The sequence below is a fragment of the Ferruginibacter sp. SUN106 genome (assembly GCF_050611765.1).
In the GTDB taxonomy this organism is placed as follows: Bacteria; Bacteroidota; Bacteroidia; order Chitinophagales; family Chitinophagaceae; genus Ferruginibacter.
Map to the genome: position 1 here is coordinate 170540 of NZ_JBODJC010000004.1, position 18115 is coordinate 188654.

21 protein-coding genes are annotated in these 18115 nt (G+C 38.3%); all 21 read left to right on the forward strand.

The annotated features are described in order from the left end of the window. Nucleotides 1-11: 11 nt before the first annotated feature. The 21 genes from ACQ334_RS16840 (at nt 12) to ACQ334_RS16940 (ending at nt 18091) form a co-directional block, all read left to right on the forward strand. Entirely contained in the window at nt 12-836 is an 825-nt protein-coding gene (locus tag ACQ334_RS16840) for an energy transducer TonB (protein WP_430989417.1), read from the forward strand. A 93-nt stretch (nt 837-929) separates the two neighbouring features. Next, nucleotides 930-1190 (forward strand): hypothetical protein, encoded by a 261-nt coding sequence (locus ACQ334_RS16845; RefSeq protein ID WP_430989418.1) that lies wholly within the window; start codon nt 930-932, stop codon nt 1188-1190. Next, complete coding sequence (locus tag ACQ334_RS16850; RefSeq protein ID WP_430989419.1) at nt 1187-2134, forward strand: PstS family phosphate ABC transporter substrate-binding protein; 948 nt, start codon at nt 1187-1189, stop codon at nt 2132-2134. The genes ACQ334_RS16845 and ACQ334_RS16850 overlap by 4 nt, the downstream gene beginning before the upstream one ends. A gap of 74 nt (nt 2135-2208) precedes the next feature. Continuing rightward, nucleotides 2209-3990, forward strand: a complete 1782-nt coding sequence (locus tag ACQ334_RS16855; protein ID WP_430989420.1) for a tetratricopeptide repeat protein — start codon at nt 2209-2211, stop codon at nt 3988-3990. Nucleotides 3991-4114: 124 nt separating this feature from the next. Continuing rightward, nucleotides 4115-4510: an NADH-quinone oxidoreductase subunit A gene (locus ACQ334_RS16860; protein ID WP_430989421.1), complete on the forward strand. Its 396-nt coding sequence runs from the start codon at nt 4115-4117 to the stop codon at nt 4508-4510. Nucleotides 4511-4582: 72 nt separating this feature from the next. Then, on the forward strand, nt 4583-5146 hold the full coding sequence (locus ACQ334_RS16865) for an NADH-quinone oxidoreductase subunit B (protein WP_430989422.1): 564 nt from the start codon (nt 4583-4585) through the stop codon (nt 5144-5146). Between the two features lie 80 nt (nt 5147-5226). Beyond that, nucleotides 5227-5727 carry an NADH-quinone oxidoreductase subunit C gene (locus tag ACQ334_RS16870; RefSeq protein ID WP_430989423.1) on the forward strand — a complete coding sequence of 167 codons (501 nt, stop codon included), beginning with the start codon at nt 5227-5229 and terminating at the stop codon, nt 5725-5727. 137 nt (nt 5728-5864) lie between these two features. Beyond that, nucleotides 5865-7091: an NADH-quinone oxidoreductase subunit D gene (locus tag ACQ334_RS16875; RefSeq protein WP_430989424.1), complete on the forward strand. Its 1227-nt coding sequence runs from the start codon at nt 5865-5867 to the stop codon at nt 7089-7091. An 85-nt stretch (nt 7092-7176) separates the two neighbouring features. Next, on the forward strand, nt 7177-7677 hold the full coding sequence (nuoE, locus tag ACQ334_RS16880; protein WP_430989425.1) for an NADH-quinone oxidoreductase subunit NuoE: 501 nt from the start codon (nt 7177-7179) through the stop codon (nt 7675-7677). Between the two features lie 10 nt (nt 7678-7687). Then, entirely contained in the window at nt 7688-8107 is a 420-nt protein-coding gene (locus tag ACQ334_RS16885) for a VOC family protein (RefSeq protein WP_430989426.1), read from the forward strand. A gap of 14 nt (nt 8108-8121) precedes the next feature. Next, complete coding sequence (locus ACQ334_RS16890) at nt 8122-8553, forward strand: nuclear transport factor 2 family protein (RefSeq protein ID WP_430989427.1); 432 nt, start codon at nt 8122-8124, stop codon at nt 8551-8553. 1 nt (nt 8554) lies between these two features. After that, nucleotides 8555-8977, forward strand: coding sequence for a nuclear transport factor 2 family protein (locus tag ACQ334_RS16895; protein WP_430989428.1), 423 nt, complete (start codon nt 8555-8557; stop codon nt 8975-8977). A 42-nt stretch (nt 8978-9019) separates the two neighbouring features. Beyond that, nucleotides 9020-10375: an NADH-quinone oxidoreductase subunit NuoF gene (nuoF, locus tag ACQ334_RS16900; protein ID WP_430989429.1), complete on the forward strand. Its 1356-nt coding sequence runs from the start codon at nt 9020-9022 to the stop codon at nt 10373-10375. A 27-nt stretch (nt 10376-10402) separates the two neighbouring features. Further along, nucleotides 10403-11581, forward strand: a complete 1179-nt coding sequence (locus ACQ334_RS16905) for a 2Fe-2S iron-sulfur cluster-binding protein (RefSeq protein ID WP_430989430.1) — start codon at nt 10403-10405, stop codon at nt 11579-11581. 20 nt (nt 11582-11601) lie between these two features. Beyond that, nucleotides 11602-12654 carry an NADH-quinone oxidoreductase subunit NuoH gene (gene nuoH / locus ACQ334_RS16910; RefSeq protein ID WP_430989431.1) on the forward strand — a complete coding sequence of 351 codons (1053 nt, stop codon included), beginning with the start codon at nt 11602-11604 and terminating at the stop codon, nt 12652-12654. Nucleotides 12655-12684: 30 nt separating this feature from the next. Beyond that, nucleotides 12685-13233 (forward strand): NADH-quinone oxidoreductase subunit NuoI, encoded by a 549-nt coding sequence (gene nuoI, locus ACQ334_RS16915; protein WP_430989432.1) that lies wholly within the window; start codon nt 12685-12687, stop codon nt 13231-13233. Between the two features lie 16 nt (nt 13234-13249). Further along, nucleotides 13250-13753 (forward strand): NADH-quinone oxidoreductase subunit J family protein, encoded by a 504-nt coding sequence (locus ACQ334_RS16920; protein WP_430989433.1) that lies wholly within the window; start codon nt 13250-13252, stop codon nt 13751-13753. 30 nt (nt 13754-13783) lie between these two features. Further along, nucleotides 13784-14311 carry a hypothetical protein gene (locus ACQ334_RS16925; protein WP_430989434.1) on the forward strand — a complete coding sequence of 176 codons (528 nt, stop codon included), beginning with the start codon at nt 13784-13786 and terminating at the stop codon, nt 14309-14311. Nucleotides 14312-14314: 3 nt separating this feature from the next. Further along, nucleotides 14315-14647 (forward strand): NADH-quinone oxidoreductase subunit NuoK, encoded by a 333-nt coding sequence (gene nuoK, locus ACQ334_RS16930; protein WP_430989435.1) that lies wholly within the window; start codon nt 14315-14317, stop codon nt 14645-14647. 6 nt (nt 14648-14653) lie between these two features. Next, nucleotides 14654-16582 (forward strand): NADH-quinone oxidoreductase subunit L, encoded by a 1929-nt coding sequence (nuoL, locus tag ACQ334_RS16935; protein ID WP_430989436.1) that lies wholly within the window; start codon nt 14654-14656, stop codon nt 16580-16582. A 12-nt stretch (nt 16583-16594) separates the two neighbouring features. After that, nucleotides 16595-18091: a complex I subunit 4 family protein gene (locus tag ACQ334_RS16940; RefSeq protein ID WP_430989437.1), complete on the forward strand. Its 1497-nt coding sequence runs from the start codon at nt 16595-16597 to the stop codon at nt 18089-18091. Nucleotides 18092-18115 lie beyond the last annotated feature (24 nt).

Here is an 18115-nt window from a genome sequence, read left to right on the forward strand (position 1 = left end):
AAACTACGGCAATGAAAACAGATTTAATTTTGAAAAGCGAAGTGCTGGACATTCTTTTTGAAAACCGCAATAAGGCTTATGGCGCTTACAACCTGCGTAAATTTTATGATAACCGGCTGATAAAATCTTTGGGGCTGATGATGGCAGTAGTGATAATATTATCCGCATTTACTTTTATTCCTAAAAAGAAAACTGTTGAAGACAACCAGGGCTATATTCCAACAATGGGATATGTGATACCACCTGCAAAAGACAAAGTAAAAGAACCCGAAAAGCCAAAAACTCCTTCACAGCCCAAACAAAAAGCCCCCCCTACTCAAATATGGACAACACCAGTAATTACAGCTAAAACTGATTCGGTAAAACCTTTAGCTAAACTTTCCGACTCGGTAACAATTGCCAGTGTTACCGGTGCCGGCAAGCCAGGAGATCTGCCAGTAGTTGGAACACCTCCCGGCGATGAACACGGAGGTGGTGGCGGAGAAGTGCCTGCGGTGGTAAAGCCTGCTGCAAATACTAATACTGTACTTGATTATGCTGAAGTAATGCCTTCTTATCCTGGTGGAATGGATGCGTTAAGAAAATTTTTACAGAAAAACCTTGCCAATCCCAGGGATATGGAAGAAGGAGAACTGGTAAATGTAAAAGTAAGATTTGTGGTGGGATACGATGGAAAACTGCAAAGTTTTGTTACTGTAGAAGATGGGGGCGACGAATTTAATAAAGAAGTGGTACGTGTGTTGAAGAAAATGCCCGCCTGGATACCAGGAAAATCAAACGGGCAAAATGTGGCAGTTTATTACACCATTCCTGTAAAGTTTGTTTCTGCCAACTGATTTTACGGTATAAATTCAGTAATTTGGCAGCCCGGTTTATTTAAAACTGTAAGGCCGGTAAAGTCTTACAGTTATTTTAATAAAAACTATTTTATGGCACTGGATGAATTTGAAAGAGAACAGCTATCAGAGAGGGATAAAAATATTATCCGCATGCGAAGCATTACTAATTATACTATGGGTGTGTTTTTTATCGCAGTGGGTTTTTTCTTTATGTTTCCTACTAAATATACCATCGGCTTTTTAAGTAAATACGATTCCAGTACTATGAAAATGTTTGCCGTAATATGCTGGGTATATGGCTTGTTCAGGTTATTCAGGGGCTATAGTAAAAACTATTTTAAGGACAGATGACGAAAGAGCTTGTTTACGGAATAAAAAAATGTGCCGGCTATATAACTATTGTTTGTTGTGTATTGCTATCAGCCTGTAACAATAATTATAAAGGAACAGAAACCGATTCTCCCACTGAAGGAGTTATTAATATCAGTGTGGACGAATCTTACAAACCTATAATTGAAGAACAGATAAAAGTGTTTGAATCATCTTTTCCGGGAGCAAAAATTATTGCGCACTATAAAACAGAAGCCGATTGTTTTAAAGACCTGTTGAAAGATTCTGCTACCCGGATGATCATTGCCACCCATGGACTAAATGCTAAAGAAGAAGATTATTTTAAAAACAACCTTGGCTATGTGCCTGCCTGGAATGATCTGGCTTCAGATGCGATAGTTGTTGTGGTGAATGGTAAAAGCAATGATACACTTTTTACAAAGGAAAGGCTGAGGCAACAGTTATCCGGCGCTTTAGGCAAAAAACAAACTTTTGTTTTTGATGGATTAAATGCAACCAGTATAGTAAGATTTGCCGTCGATAGTATTTTAAATGGAGCCAGGTTTGATAGTACCATTGTAAAAGCTGTAAAAAGCAGCAAAGAAGTACTGGATTATGTGGCCACAGATGAAAATGCTATTGGCTTTGTTGGTATCAGCTGGATAGGCAATCCTGAAGACACCGCACAGGTGAATATGTTAAAGAAAATAAAAATGGCTTACATAAAATGCGATCGTTGCCCTGATTCACCTTATGTAAAGCCCACACAGTTAGGTATCTTAACCAGGAGGTATCCTTTGGTACGTGGTTTGTATTATGTGGTTAAAGAAAGAAATGCAGGACTTGGAACGGGGTTTGTAAGTTTCTTAAAAAATGAACGGGGGCAGTTAATTTTCAGAAGAGCCTACCTGGGGCATAAAATGAGTTTTGCAATAAGAGATGTAAAGATCAATGAAAAATTATAAAAAGATTATTACGATTTTTGAATACGGTATCTGTAAAATTAATAACATTGTAAAGTATAAAACAGCAAAAAAAAATGAACAAGATTAAAGCAGCCTTATTTTTTCTAACTACAATGCTTGTTGTAAACTTTGTTAACGCACAAAGCATTGAAGACGGCAAAAAATTTTTCTATTATGAAAAATACAAAAGTGCTAAAGGGGTATTTGAAAAACTTGTAGCTGCAAATCCTAATAACGTTGATGCAGTATATTGGTTAGGGCAATCAATGATAGCACCTGATGACAATAAAGACATTGCAGGTGCAAAAGAATTGTACCGCAAAACGCTGGAAGCTAACAGCAATAGCGCATTGCTTACAGCAGGTATGGGGCATATTGAATTGCTGGAAGGCAAAACACAGGATGCCCGTAACCGATTTGAAACAGCTATTTCATTAAGTCAGGGTAAAAATATTGCTGTACTTAATGCTATAGGCGCAGCCAACAGCGATTTTAATATTAAAAATGGCGATGGTGCTTATGCTGTTGAAAAATTAAAACTGGCTACTACGCTAAAAGGGTTTAAAGATCCTGAAACCTATTGCTTATTAGGTGATGCCTATCGTAAACTGGCAGACGGTGGCGGTGCATTAACTGCTTATCAGAACGCATTAACGATAGATCCCAAATATGCAAGGGCTAAATACCGTATTGGTAAAATTTATCTTACACAGGGCATTACCCAGCAGGATATTTATATGCAGTATTTTAATGATGCCATTGCTTTGGATGCTAATTACATACCGGTATATTATACATTGTATGATGTTTATTATAAGTATAATGTTGTAAAAGCAGGGGAATACCTGGAAAAATACCTGGTATTAATGGGCGAGGATGAACCTCAGGCTTGTTATTTCAGAACTACCATTAAATATGCCCAGGGCTTATTTGCCGAAACAGTTACACAGGCAGAAAGTTGTATTGCAGCTGCAGGAACAACTGCCGATCCGAGATTGTATGGATTGATTGGCTATGCAAAAGATAAATTGAATGATTCAACAGGAGCAAAATCCGCTTTTGAAAAATTCTTCCAGTTTCAAAAACCTGAGAAAATCGGGCCAACCGATTATGAGACTTATTCAAGGATTTTGTTGAAGTTTCCTGGTAATGAGGCTTTAGCCGGAACATATATTAATAAAGCTGTGGAAGCAGATAGTACAGAAGCTGGTAAAGTGACCTTATTAAAATCAGTTGCTGTTAAATACGAGGCACAAAAAAATTATGGCGAAGCTGCTAATTGGTATAAGAAGATAGTTGACCTTAAGAAAGTGCCTTCAAAAACAGACGTTTTTAATGCCGGCTATAGTTACTACCGTAGTGGAAATCCACAGGCAAGTATTGATGTATTTAATATCTACACTCAAAAATTCCCTGAAGATGTATTAGGTTTTTACTGGGTGGGTAAAGCCTCTTGGGTTATTGATACTACAATGACACTTGCTATGGCAAATCCCGCTTTTGAAAAAGTAATACAACTGGGTGAACCAATGACAGATAAATCAAAAATAAAGACCCAGCTGATGACGGCTTATAAATACATGATTATTTATGATGCTAATATTAAAAAGGATAAACCAGGAGCTTTGGATTACACAGACAGGGCATTTTTACTTGATTCTACTGACGTGGATGTAAGAAATTACAAAACATCTATTCCTAAACTGAATATGAATGCTACGCCTGCTAAGCCTAAAACAAACGCTCCGCCAACACCTCCTGCTCCACCAGCAAAGCCAGCTACCACAAAACCTGCAACCGGGGCTACAGTTCCTAAAGCAAATACGACTAAAGCGGCTCCTGCAAAAAAAAAGTAAAATCTAAAAATTAAAAGATATAACCCCGTTACCAAAAAGTAACGGGGTTTTTTGTGCTACATAATATTGATTATTGCAATCGCTGCCTTATTTTTGCGGATAATCTAATAATTAATATCCGATAATGCAGTTTTTCTTCCTCCAGGTGGCCAATACCAATAATACAGCTAATTATTTACCTATTGCTTTGCAACTGCTTTTTGCTGTAGGTTTAATTGCCACCATCATTGTGCTTTCCAATTTTTTAGGGCCTAAAAGAAAAACCAGCGATAAACTGCAGAATTTTGAAAGTGGTATTGAAATAAAAGGTAATGCCCGCCAGCCAATGGCCATTAAATATTTTTTAGTTGCCATTTTATTTGTGTTGTTTGATGTGGAAGTTATTTTCTTTTATCCCTACGCAGTAAATTTCAGAGAGTTAGGCAAGGAAGGGTTTATAGCAGTAGCCATGTTTGTAGCATTATTTGCCGTAGGGTTTATTTATATTATTAAGAAAGGAGCATTGGATTGGGAAGATTAAACCAATAGCGATATTTTATGTTGAATAGTTGCAAATTAATAAGCAGGGTTCAACCATTTTAAATTTTATATTATGAGTCGTCCGGTACAATATAACAATCATGTAAAATTCGAAGGTATTCCTGAAGGATACATGGGAGAGGGCTTTATGGCTACCAATTTTGAAAAGGTGGTGAGCCTGGCCCGTAAAAATTCTATCTGGCCTTTACCTTTTGCAACTTCCTGCTGTGGTATCGAGTTTATGGCTACCGCTGCCAGTCATTACGATTTGGCAAGGTTTGGCGCAGAGCGCATGAGCTTTTCTCCACGCCAGTGCGATTTAATTTTAGTAATGGGAACCATTTCAAAAAAAATGGGGCCGGTTTTACGCCAGGTATATTTGCAAATGGCCGAACCCCGTTGGGTAATGGCCGTGGGTGCCTGTGCCAGCAGTGGTGGTATATTTGATACCTACTCAGTTCTGCAAGGTATCGACCAGGTAATACCGGTAGATGTTTATGTACCGGGTTGCCCACCAAGGCCGGAAGCTATTTTGGACGGGTTTATGAATATCCAAAAACTGGTAGATGCCGAGGGTTTGAGAAGAAGGCATAGTGATCAGTATAAAGAACTTTTAGCAGGATACGGTATACAATAAAATACAAAGCTGCAAGCTTCAAGCTACAAGGAAGTTTGCAATAGTTTTTCTTGAAGCTTGTAGCTTGAAACTTGAAGCTGATGTTAACGAACGATATAATACAACAAAAACTAACGGATAAATTCGGCGACCAGTTAACCGATTGGCAGGAGCCTTATGGCATGTTAACTTTTACTGCCGCCAAAGACCTCAACATTAAAGTAATGCAGTTTTTGTATGATGATGCAGAACTGCGTTTTCAGTTTTTAACCGATCTGCAGGCCGTACATTATCCCGATAGAAAAGGAGAGGAGTTAGCAGTGGTGTATCATTTGCATAATTTGATTGATAATGTAAGGATACGTTTTAAAGTGTTTACCGATATTACAAAGCCAGACGTATTCACAGCAACAGCTTTGTACCAGTCGGCTAATTTTATGGAAAGAGAAACCTATGATTTTTTCGGGGTAAATTTTGTAGGCCATCCAAATTTAATACGCATTTTAAATGTTGATGAAATGGATTATTTCCCGATGAGAAAAGAATTTCCGCTGGAAGATCAGACGAGGATTGATAAAGATGATGAAATGTTTGGCAGGTGATAAGTGAAAAATGCAATTACAGCTCAATAAAGATGTGTAGTTGAAGAGTGCGACGCCAATGAAGATGAGGAAGAAAAAATGCTGGTAACAAAATATTTTTTATAAAACATAATCAATCCGCCTTGGCGGATAGGAGCATGACTGACTTATCACACATATTATTACCCGAAGGCTCAATAGAGAAACAAACCACTACGCTTAACCTGGGGCCAACGCATCCGGCTACGCATGGTGTGTTTCAGAATATCCTGGAGATGGATGGCGAGCGTATCATGAAAGCTACCTCTACAGTAGGGTATATTCACAGAGCTTTTGAAAAATTAGCAGAGCGCAGGCCTTTATACCAGATCACTCCCATTACCGACAGGTTAAATTATTGTTCGTCACCCATTAATAATATGGGCTGGCATATAACCTGCGAAAAATTGTTAGGTGTACAAACACCTAAACGTGTTGATTATTTGCGCATCATCATAATGGAGCTGTCACGTATCAGCGATCATTTGATCTGTAACTCAATTGTGGGAGTTGATAGCGGCGCTTTTTCAGGATTTTTATACCTGATGCAATACCGTGAACTAATTTATGAAATATATGAAGAAGTATGTGGCTCCCGTCTTACTACTAATATTGGGCGTATTGGCGGTTTTGAAAGGAATTTCACAAATACAGCGTTTGAAAAACTCGAAAAATTCTTAAAGGAATATCCCAAAACTTTAAAAGAGTTTGAAAACCTGTTTACCCGCAACCGTATTTTTATTGATCGTACAGTTGGCTGCGGACCAATATCAGCAGAACGTGCCTTAAACTACGGTTTTACCGGGCCTAATTTACGTGCCGCTGGTGTGGATTATGATGTTCGTGTACACACTCCGTATAGTAGTTACCAGGATTTTGATTTTACGGTTCCTGTTGGTACAACCGGTGATTGTTACGATCGTTTTTTAGTACGTAACGAAGAAATGTGGCAGAGCTTAAGCATCATAGAACAGGCTTACCAAAAAGTACAGGAATTTAAAGGCGAGGCAGCTGAAGTATTTCATGCTGATGTGCCTGCCTATTATTTGCCTGAAAAGAAGGATGTATATACTAAAATGGAAGCACTGATCTATCATTTTAAAATTATAATGGGAGAAACTGATATTCCGGTAGGCGAAGTATATAACAGTGTGGAAGGTGGTAACGGAGAACTGGGTTTTTATTTAATTAGTGATGGCGGAAGAACACCATATCGATTGCATTTTCGCAGGCCATGTTTTATTTATTACCAGGCATATCCTGAAATTATAAAAGGTGGTATGATGAGTGATGCAATTATTACTATGAGTAGTTTGAATTTGATTGCAGGAGAATTGGATGCTTAGGCAATGAATAATGAATAATTGATAATTAATAATGTTTTCTGTTTGAAGGGTATTTGAAATTTTTACAGAAAATAAATACGTGGAAATGATACAATTTTCAGAAGATAAATTAAATAAGGTAACGGAGATCATCTCCCGTTATCCGGATGGCAAACAAAAAAGTGCTTTGTTGCCGGTATTACATTTAGCACAGGATACGTTTGGCGGATGGTTAGATGTGCCGGTAATGGATTATGTAGCTACCCTATTAAAGATCGAACCTATCGAAGTATATGAAGTAGCCAGCTTTTACAGCATGTATAATTTAAAACCGGTAGGTAAATATATGTTTGAAGTTTGCCAGACTGGTCCCTGTATGGTAAATGGCAGCGATAACATTATTGACTACATCAAACAGAAATTAAACATTGGTGTTGGTGAAACAACTACCGACGGGATGTTTACTTTAAAAACAGTAGAATGTTTAGGCGCCTGCGGTTATGCACCCATGATGCAGTTGGGAAAAAGTTACAGGGAACATTTAACTAAAGAAAAAGTGGATGCGATAATTGAGGAATGCAGGAATAACGCAGGGAAAAATAACTAATACATTACGCATGGAAGCAATAGTACCATATCTTAATTTTAATGGCAATGCAGCTGAGGCTCTTGCTTTTTATTCAAAAGCACTGGATGGTAAAATTCTTTTTCAGCAAACCTTTGGAGAATCTCCAATGCCCTCCTCGCCAGAAATGAAGGATAAGATTATGCATGCCACTTTCCAGGCAGATAAATTGATTATCATGGTGAGTGATTGCCCGCCTGAACACCAGGTTACCAGTGGGAGTAATATCAGCCTGTCTTTAAATTTTACTGATGTACCGTCAATTGATAAAACTTTCGAAGCACTATCAGAAGGCGGAAAAATAACAATGGAATTGCAGGATACTTTCTGGGGGGCAAGATTTGGAATGCTTACTGATAAATTTGGAATGAACTGGATGTTCAATCATGATAAAGAGCAGAAGGATAAATAATTAATAAACAAAAAATGAAAATAATTATCACTTTTCTTTTCCTTCTTGGGTTTGTAGCAGTTAAAGCACAAACCAAAGATGAAAAAGAGTTGACCGAAAAAACCTATTTGCTAAGCCATACTGTTTTTGGTACAAAAGATAGTTTGACCCTGGAAAAGCTTTTGGCAAAAACAGTTTCTTACGGTCATTCTCACGGCAACCTGCAAACCAGGGAAGAAATGATAAAAGGGGTAAGCCGTAATCAATCTAATTATACTGATACCGCAGTTTCCGGTATTAAGATATTTATAGAAGATAAAACAGCGATTGTGCGTTATCTTTTTAAAGCAAAAGAAAATAAGAAAGACGGTACTGTTACTGATCTTGATTTTAGTATGATGCTGGTTTGGATAAAAGAAAAAGGGAAATGGAAATTAATGGGCAGGCAGGCGGTAAGTTTAAAGTAAGATGAAATTTTATTTCGTCATATTAAGTTTGTTGTTTTTTATCTCTGCAGTTGCACAAACTGCTGATGAAAAAAAACTGATTGAAACAGTGAAAGAGTTTCACCAGGCATTAATACAAAAGAATACCATTGCTTTAAACCAGCAAACAGATAAAGCATTGAGTTATGGACATAGCAATGGCTGGGTACAAAGTAAAAAAGATCTGATCAAAGATTTTGAAACGGGTTATATCAGTTACCAGGGTTTTAAGGAAGATAGTATAACCGTTGCAATAAATGAGAACATGGCCAATGTGCGTTTTGTAGCCGATGTTACAGCAACAATGAAAGAGACTACCAGCAACTTTCATTTAAAAGTGCTGGAAGTGTGGGTAAAGAAAGGAAAACGCTGGGTGTTGTTTGCAAGACAGGCGATAAGAGGATAATTAAAATAAAAAAATAATTAAAGCCCTTTTGGGTTTGGGTATATGGGTAAAAAATTATTATTAGCAAACGCAAATGTTCCGGGCATCCGCAGCTACGAAGTATATCGCCGTGAAGGTGGTTACCGTAGTGTGGAAAAAGCTTTGAAAATGCAGCCTGCCGAAATTGTAGACGAAATAAAGAAGAGCGGCTTGCGTGGCCGTGGTGGTGCCGGTTTTCCTACAGGTATGAAATGGAGTTTTATTGCCAAGCCTGAAGGGGTGCAAAGGCATTTGGTGGTAAATGCAGATGAAAGTGAACCGGGTACTTTTAAAGATCGTTACCTGATGGAATTTATTCCGCATTACCTGATTGAAGGTATGATCGTGTCTTCGTTTGCGCTTGGGAGTAATGTAAGCTATATTTATATCCGTGGCGAATATGCATGGATCGTTGATATTTTAGAAGAAGCTATCAGGGAAGCCAAACAAAATGGTTTTCTCGGTAAAAATATTTTAGGCAGCAATTTTGATTGTGAAATTTATGTGCACAGAGGTGCAGGCGCTTATATCTGCGGAGAAGAAACTGCATTGATTGAAAGCCTGGAAGGTAAGAGAGGCAATCCCAGAATTAAACCTCCATTCCCGGCAATAAAAGGTGTTTGGGAAAGGCCGACCGTGGTGAACAATGTAGAAACTATTGCAGCTGTTGTTCCCATCATTAATGAAGGTGGTGAAGAATATGCAAAAATTGGCGTGGGAAAAAGTACCGGTACAAAATTAATTTCAGCCTGTGGCAATATTAATAAACCTGGTGTATATGAAATTGATATGACCATCAGTGTGGAAGAATTTATTTACAGCGATGAATGGTGTGGTGGTATTCCCAATGGCAAAAAATTAAAGGCCTGTATTCCCGGTGGCTCATCAGTGCCCATCTTACCGGCAAATTTATTGTTGACTACTGCCAAAGGTGAAAAGCGATTAATGAACTATGAAAGCTTAAGCGATGGCGGCTTTGCAACCGGTAGTATGATGGGTAGCGGTGGATTTATTGTTTTGGATGAAGACCAGTGTGTGGTTAAAAATACCTATACTTTAGCAAGATTCTATCGCCACGAAAGTTGCGGACAGTGTAGCCCTTGCCGTGAAGGCACCGGCTGGATGGAAAAAATATTAAAAAAGATCGATAGCGGCAAAGGAGAGATGAAGGATATTGACCTGTTGTGGGATATCCAGAGAAAGATTGAAGGCAATACTATTTGCCCCCTAGGTGATGCAGCAGCATGGCCTGTTGCGGCAGCGATCAGGCATTTCCGTGATGAATTTGAATGGCATGTGTTGAATCCTGAAGAGTGTTTGAGGAAAAATTATGGATTGGCGCATTATGCCGATCCGATTCATGTAGCAGTGCCTGCATAAAAAATTTAGAAAGAACGAATCATTTATATGGCTGACGAAACAAAACCTGCACCACCTGCAAACTTTAAGGTAACAATAGATAATATTTCTATTGAGGTGGCTCCTGGTACAACAATATTAAACGCAGCACGTACTATCGGCGGCGATGTTACACCGCCTGCAATGTGCTACTACAGCAAGCTACAGGGTAGTGGTGGTAAATGCCGTACCTGTCTGGTAGAAGTGGCTGCCGGTTCAACTGCCGATCCAAGGCCAATGCCTAAATTGGTAGCTTCCTGCAGAACAACTGTTATGGATGGCATGATCGTAAAAAATATTACCAGCGATAAAGTAAAAGATGCAAGAGCAGGTGTGGTGGAATTTTTATTGCTGAACCATCCGTTGGATTGCCCCATTTGCGACCAGGCAGGTGAATGTCATCTGCAGGATCTTGGATACGAACATGGTAAAGAAGGCACCCGCTACGAATTCGGTCGCCGCACTTTTGAAAAAGAAGATATTGGCCCTTATATACAACTGCACATGACAAGGTGTATTCTTTGTTACCGTTGTACGTATGTTGCAGATCAAATTACTGATCATAGGGTGCATGGTATTTTAGATCGGGGTGATCATGCAGAAATATCTACTTACATTTCTAAAGCAATAGAAAATGATTTCAGCGGCAACATGATCGATGTTTGTCCGGTAGGAGCATTAACAGATAAAACATTCCGTTTTAAAAACAGGGTGTGGTTTACAAAACCTGTGGATGCTCATCGTGATTGTGATAATCCAAAATGCTGTGGTAAAACTACGCTGTGGTTACGTGGCGATGAGGTGTTTAGAGTAACTGCCCGTAAAGACGAATGGGGCGAAGTGCAAAGCTATGATGGTAAACCTGGATGGATATGCAATACCTGCCGCTTTGATAAAAAGAAAACCAGTGACTGGACTATTGAAGGCGTAACAAAAGTAAATCGTCATTCAGTAATTTCGCAAGGCCATTACCAGGGATTGGTAATGCCTAAAGAAACTGTAAAAGAGGTTATGGGTGGCCGTGATCCTAAGCTTTTAATGAACATACATAATGTAAGTGAGGTGAATAACCCGGCAGTGCATCTAAGTAAAATAGCAGGACCGGCACACATGCAGGATTTTGCAAAATCAGCAGATCATGTGGATGGTGCAGGAGAATCAACCCAATGGGGTTTAACAAAAGAGTAAAAATATTTTAATAAAGGATTATGCTTTTAGCAATTGACCTGGGATTGATAATAGAAAAATTAGTGTTGATACTCATTGTGGTGATGGGATCATTGGTTATTGCCATGTATGCCACCTATGGAGAGCGTAAAATTGCCGCTGCTTTGCAAGACAGGCGTGGTCCAAACCGTGCAGGCCCGTTTGGGCTTTTACAACCATTGGCCGATGGGTTGAAATTATTTTTTAAAGAAGAGATCATTCCTGATTTTTCTTCTAAGTTTTTATTCATTCTTGGCCCTTCAATGGCAATGCTTACAGCAATAATGACGAGTGCTGTAGTGCCATGGGGTGATAAAATACATTTCTTTGACAGGGATATTTCCTTGCAGATAGCTAATGTGGACGTTGGAATATTATATGTTTTTGGTGTGGTAAGTATGGGCGTGTATGGGATTATGATAGGTAGCTGGGCAAGTAATAATAAATTTTCTTTGATGGGAGGATTAAGAGCCGCATCGCAGATCATCAGTTACGAACTGGCAATGGGTATTTCTCTTATTGCATTAATAATGGTTACAGGCAAGCTCGATCTTAAAGAAATAGTATTACAGCAACAGAGCGGCACATGGTGGAATATAGTTTATCAGCCATTGGGTTTCCTTATATTTTTAATTTGTGCTTTTGCAGAATGTAACCGGGCACCTTTTGACCTGGCAGAAGCTGAAAGCGAATTGATCGGTGGTTATCACACCGAATACTCTTCCATGAAACTTGGGTTTTATTTATTTGCTGAATACATCAACATGTTCATCAGCAGTGTAATTATGAGCACCTTGTTTTTTGGAGGCTACGACATTCCTTTTGTAAATGAACAACACCTGCAGGAAAGCATTGGCCAATGGGCAGTATTGTTACAGGTGTTATGTCTTTTAGCCAAAGTAGTTGCTTTTATATTTTTCTTTATGTGGGTACGGTGGACGATACCACGTTTTCGTTACGATCAGTTAATGAATCTTGGCTGGAAGGTTTTAATACCTTTAGCTTTGATAAATATGCTGGCAACAGGCGGCGTACTTTTATTCTTAAACAAATAATTAAATAAGCCTTAAAAAGGTTTTATACATATGCAAGCATTAACAAACAGGGTAAAGCAAGTAGAAAGAAAGCCATTAAGTATAATGGAACGTTTATACCTGCCTGCTATTTTTAAAGGAATGATCATCACATTTGGTCATATGTTTAAAAAGAGGCCCACAATAAATTACCCCGAAAAGAAAAGGCCATTCAGTCCCGTGTTCAGAGGTTTGCATGTGTTAAACAGGGATGCAGAAGGAAGAGAAAATTGTACAGCTTGTGGCTTATGTGCTGTTGCCTGCCCTGCAGAAGCCATTACAATGGAGGCTGCAGAAAGAAAAGCCGGCGAAGAAAATTTATACAAGGAAGAAAAATATGCAGCCAAGTATGAGATCAATATGCTGCGTTGTATATTCTGTGGATTGTGCGAAGAAGCTTGCCCTAAAGATGCGATTTATTTAAGTGAAACATTTGCGCCATCAGATTACCAGCGTAAACAATTTATTTATAGCAAGGATGAATTATTGATACCACATCCGGTAAATGAACCGGAAGCTTATAAAAAAGCATTGGGTAATAAGGCAACAATTAAACATTAAAAAGTAACAATTAGTAATGGGTCTTACACAAATATTATTTTGGCTTTTATCAGCGTTGGCAGTTGCCAGCGCCCTGATGGTGATCACCAGGAAGAATCCGGTACACAGTGTGTTGTACCTGGTGGTTACATTTTTTGCTATATCAGGTCATTATATTTTATTAAATGCACAGTTTTTAGCGGTAGTAAATATTATTGTTTATGCCGGTGCTATCATGGTATTGTTTTTATTTGTAGTAATGTTGATGAATTTAAATGCGAATTCAGAGCCGCAAAAAAATAAATTACTGCAGTTTGCAGGTGTTATTTCCGGGGGAAGTTTGTTTTTGGTTTTAATAGCGGCATTAATTAAATCAAAAGAGGTAAGCAGCGCAGTGGAAATGCAAACAGGAAATTATGGGTTAGTGAAAAATTTAGGCCAGGTACTTTTTAAGGATTACGTATTGCCTTTCGAAATAAGCAGTGTTTTATTTTTAAGCGCAATGATCGGAGCTGTTGTAATCAGTAAAAAAGAACACTAATTTAATTGTAACCCAAACAAAACAAACAACATGAAGAGAGTAATGATTTCCTGTTTTATTATTTGTGCATTGGCAGGTAGTGCATCAGCACAAATTGATTTTAATAACTTAAAACTCGATAATATTCTGGGCAAGGTATTAAATGTAAAACGCGGCTTTGCACCTAAGTTTTCTTTGGGTAAAGTGTCTATTCCAAAAATTGCAAAAGTGGCTGAGATCATCGGGCTTAAAAAAAGTGAACAGGCTATTAAATTATTCAACACTTTTAAAACAGGGCGTACAGTATATAAAATTGCTTCTTATGCCGGTGGTGCTATTGCTGCCTACAGTGCTATAAAAGCAATTGATAAATCTGCTCTTAAAGAAGATTACCAGAAACCATTGGTGGGAGCATTAAGTACATTGGCAACAGGCCTTGTAGTTAAATTCTTAACTAAAGGAGCTTCTTATAAAGCGGTAGATGTTTTTAACGGCGTAGTAAAAAGAAAAATCAAAGATATTTTATCAGTAGCACCTGCATCTTCAACAATAGGTATGGGTGTTTACGTGAAACTATAGTTTATGGAAATTAATTGGTACATCAGTTTATCAGTGGCTTTATTCTGCATAGGGATAATAGGCGTATTAACACGCCGCAATGCCATCATCATTTTTATGTGTATTGAGGTAATGCTTAATGCAGTGAATTTATTATTGGTGGCATTTTCTAAAATGCACGCCGCTGCTCCTATTGGCAAAGCAATGCCATCGGTGGTGAGCGACGCCCAGATCTTCGTCTTTTTTATAATGGTGGTGGCAGCGGCAGAAGTAGCCGTAGGTCTTGCAATAATTGTGATGATGTACAGGAATGTACATTCGGTAGATGTAAATTTTTTAAACAGGTTAAAGAACTAACAGGGCATGAATAACGTTTTACAAATGGTTTGGTTGATACCTTTTTTACCGTTGGCTGGTTTTTTAATCAATGGTTTGGGAAGAAAGCAATTGTCAAAAACACTTAGTGGTATTATTGGCAGCGGTGTTATTTTAATTTCTTTTGCTATCAGCCTTTATGTTTTCTTTAGTGTAAAAAGTGGCAATACACATGTTGCACATTATTTCAATTTTATTAATATTGAAACACTTAAAATTGGTTTCGATCTGCAGATCGATCAGTTGTCTTCTCTTTTTTTACTGATCATTACAGGCGTTGGTTTTTTAATTCATGTGTACTCTACAGCGTACATGCATGATGAAGACAGTAAAGATTTTGCAAAATATTTCGCTTACCTCAACTTGTTTGTGTTTTCGATGTTGCTGCTGGTAATGGGCGCCAACTATGTAATTATGTTTATCGGTTGGGAAGGAGTGGGGCTCTGTTCTTATTTATTAATAGGGTTCTGGTTTAAAAATACCAGCTATAACAATGCTGCTAAAAAAGCATTTGTAATGAACCGCATTGGTGATCTTGGATTTTTATTAGCAGTATTTTGGTTGATCACTAAATTGGGCACGGTTGATTTTCATTCGGTGTTTACGGCTGTAGCAAATCCCAATAATCATCCTCTTACAACTTTTGATATTACCGGTATTACTATGCTTCTCTTTGTAGGAGCAATGGGTAAAAGTGCACAGATTCCTTTATACACCTGGTTGCCGGATGCAATGGCTGGCCCAACACCTGTGAGCGCTCTTATACATGCTGCGACGATGGTTACTGCAGGTATCTACATGATTGCCCGAAGCAATATATTGTACACTATGGCTCCCACCACACAAGCGGTAGTGGCTATTGTGGGGTTAGCAACTGCAGTGTTGGCTGCAACAATTGCACTTAAACAAAACGATATTAAAAAAGTATTGGCCTATAGTACTGTTAGCCAGTTAGGTTATATGTTTTTAGCATTAGGTGTAGGCGCTTACACCGGCGCAGTATTTCATGTAATGACGCATGCATTCTTTAAAGCACTGATGTTCCTTGGCGCAGGTAGTGTAATACATGCAATGGGGGGAGAACAGGATATGCGTAATATGGGCGGCTTAAAAAAATATATGGGCACAACCCAGCTTACTTTTTTAATTGGGTGCCTGGCAATCGCCGGTATGCCTCCTTTCTCCGGTTTTTTTAGTAAGGATGAAATTCTGGCACATGCATTTGAAAAAAATCCTGTGTTATGGGGCGTGGGTGTGTTAACCGCATTTATGACGGCTTTCTATATGTTCCGCTTATACGCAATGACTTTCTTAGGAAAATTCAGAGGCACACACGATCAGGAACATCACTTACATGAAAGCCCTAAGGCAATTACTATTCCTTTGATCATATTAGCCATTCTTTCTTTAGTGGGAGGATTGGTGGGAATTCCTGAAGTATTCATGCATGGCGGCCATAAATTGGAAGCATTTTTAGAACCCATTTTTGCAGGTAGCAATGAATATGTAAAAGCACACACGATAGTAAATGAATTGAGTCATACTACCGAGTATGCTTTAATGGCGGTTTCTGTTGTGGGTGCATTAGCAGCACTTTTATATGCATGGAACAAATTCAGCAAATATGAAAAAACAGATGTTGCTGAAACTGGCCTTGGCAAAGTGCTGGAAAATAAATGGTATGTAGATGAATTGTATGATACAATCATAGTTAAACCAATTCAATCCATTGCTGCATTTTTTAATAATGTACTGGAGAAAAAGGGTATTGATGGTTTTGTAAATGGTGTGGGTAAGGCAGTGAATTATGGCAGCCGCCAGGTAAGGTTATTGCAAAGCGGTCATGTGGGCAATTATGTATTGCTGATGGTAATAGGAATTTTAATTTTATTTATAGTACAATTGTTTTTGAAATAAGAAGTTACAGATATGCAAAATCTTGGGTTACGTTTCCCTGAATTATTAATATGGTCTCCGCTGATTGCCGGTTTGCTTTGTTTTATCATTAAAAATGATAAAAACTCAAAGGCTGTGGCTTTATTTTCTTCAATTGTTACTTTGGCTATTTCATTTGCCAGTTTAATGTATGCAGATGATAGACAACTAAGCGGATTAAAAGATAGTTATGTTTGGATGCCTTATCTGGGCGCCAGCTTTAATATAGGGCTAGATGGAATGGGGCATTTACTTACTTTATTAACGGCCTTTTCTTTTCCTTTAATTTTTGTAGCTACATATAAAAATGAATATAAAAATGCCAGTGCCTTTTATGGCTTAATGTTATTATCACAAGCTGGCCTGATGGGTGTGTTTACAGCAATGGATGCATTGGTATTTTATTTCTTCTGGGAGCTGGCTTTAATTCCGGTGTACTTTTTATGCAGCCGCTGGGGCGGAGAAAAAAGGATACAGGCTACATTTAAATTTTTCGTGTACACATTTACCGGTTCTTTATTAATGCTGATAGGCATTATCTATGTGTATTTACAAACGCCGGCTGTATTTGATGCTAATCATGTACTGGTTTCAAATCATTCGTTTTCTATCAGTGCTTTTTATGCATTGCACATTCCGTTTGAGCAACAGTTCTGGTTGTTCTGGTTATTCTTTGTTGCATTTGCTATTAAAATGCCCATATTCCCTTTTCATACCTGGCAACCGGATACTTACGAGCAATCGCCAACAGCGGTTACTATGGTACTGAGTGGTATTATGGTTAAGATGGGTGTGTTTGCCGTATTGCGTTGGCTGGTACCTGTCTTTCCTGCCGGTGTTGAAAAATACAGCACGTTTGTGATCGGGCTTTCTGTTTTCGGAATGATCTATGCCAGTTTGATTGCAATAAAACAAGACGACCTGAAAAGGCTGGTGGCGTATTCTTCTATCGCTCATATAGGCTTGATGTGTGCAGCTATTTTTTCTTCTACATCAGTTGGTGTGCAGGGGGTAATGATACAGATGTTTAGTCATGGTATCAACATTATTGGCTTGTGGATTGTTATTGACCTGATTGAAAAACAAACCGGCATTAGAAAAATATCTCAACTCGGTGGTATTGCTCATAAAGCACCGGTACTTACCATTATGCTGGTAGTGATTGCTTTTGCAAATATCGCTCTGCCTTTAACTAATGCATTTGTAGGCGAGTTCATGATGTTCAATGGTCTGTTTACATTTAATGTTTGGTATGCGGCTATTGCAGGACTAAGTATCATACTTGCCGCCGTGTACACTTTAAATATGGTACAAAAAGTTTTTTACGGAGAAACCAATTCAATTACTGCAACCATAAAAGAAATTGCGTTAAACGAAAAAATAATATTGGCTGTAATAGTAGTAGCTATATTCTTAATGGGTGTATTTCCGCAGCCAATGTTTAATTTAACAAAGGATGCCGTAACATTAATAATAGGAAAAGGAAAATAATTAATTACAAAACATAATTATCTG

Coding starts and splice junctions, on each gene's coding strand:
- nuoK (WP_430989435.1), top strand. CDS start 14,315: ATGGAAATTAATTGGTACATCAGTTTATCAGTGGCTTTATTCTGCATA.
- nuoF (WP_430989429.1), top strand. CDS start 9,020: ATGGGTAAAAAATTATTATTAGCAAACGCAAATGTTCCGGGCATCCGC.
- ACQ334_RS16850 (WP_430989419.1), top strand. CDS start 1,187: ATGACGAAAGAGCTTGTTTACGGAATAAAAAAATGTGCCGGCTATATA.
- ACQ334_RS16890 (WP_430989427.1), top strand. CDS start 8,122: ATGAAAATAATTATCACTTTTCTTTTCCTTCTTGGGTTTGTAGCAGTT.
- ACQ334_RS16870 (WP_430989423.1), top strand. CDS start 5,227: ATGTTAACGAACGATATAATACAACAAAAACTAACGGATAAATTCGGC.
- ACQ334_RS16840 (WP_430989417.1), top strand. CDS start 12: ATGAAAACAGATTTAATTTTGAAAAGCGAAGTGCTGGACATTCTTTTT.
- ACQ334_RS16860 (WP_430989421.1), top strand. CDS start 4,115: ATGCAGTTTTTCTTCCTCCAGGTGGCCAATACCAATAATACAGCTAAT.
- nuoE (WP_430989425.1), top strand. CDS start 7,177: ATGATACAATTTTCAGAAGATAAATTAAATAAGGTAACGGAGATCATC.
- ACQ334_RS16865 (WP_430989422.1), top strand. CDS start 4,583: ATGAGTCGTCCGGTACAATATAACAATCATGTAAAATTCGAAGGTATT.
- ACQ334_RS16855 (WP_430989420.1), top strand. CDS start 2,209: ATGAACAAGATTAAAGCAGCCTTATTTTTTCTAACTACAATGCTTGTT.
- ACQ334_RS16940 (WP_430989437.1), top strand. CDS start 16,595: ATGCAAAATCTTGGGTTACGTTTCCCTGAATTATTAATATGGTCTCCG.
- ACQ334_RS16905 (WP_430989430.1), top strand. CDS start 10,403: ATGGCTGACGAAACAAAACCTGCACCACCTGCAAACTTTAAGGTAACA.
- ACQ334_RS16885 (WP_430989426.1), top strand. CDS start 7,688: ATGGAAGCAATAGTACCATATCTTAATTTTAATGGCAATGCAGCTGAG.
- ACQ334_RS16920 (WP_430989433.1), top strand. CDS start 13,250: ATGGGTCTTACACAAATATTATTTTGGCTTTTATCAGCGTTGGCAGTT.
- ACQ334_RS16925 (WP_430989434.1), top strand. CDS start 13,784: ATGAAGAGAGTAATGATTTCCTGTTTTATTATTTGTGCATTGGCAGGT.
- ACQ334_RS16845 (WP_430989418.1), top strand. CDS start 930: ATGGCACTGGATGAATTTGAAAGAGAACAGCTATCAGAGAGGGATAAA.
- ACQ334_RS16875 (WP_430989424.1), top strand. CDS start 5,865: ATGACTGACTTATCACACATATTATTACCCGAAGGCTCAATAGAGAAA.
- ACQ334_RS16895 (WP_430989428.1), top strand. CDS start 8,555: ATGAAATTTTATTTCGTCATATTAAGTTTGTTGTTTTTTATCTCTGCA.
- nuoL (WP_430989436.1), top strand. CDS start 14,654: ATGAATAACGTTTTACAAATGGTTTGGTTGATACCTTTTTTACCGTTG.
- nuoI (WP_430989432.1), top strand. CDS start 12,685: ATGCAAGCATTAACAAACAGGGTAAAGCAAGTAGAAAGAAAGCCATTA.
- nuoH (WP_430989431.1), top strand. CDS start 11,602: ATGCTTTTAGCAATTGACCTGGGATTGATAATAGAAAAATTAGTGTTG.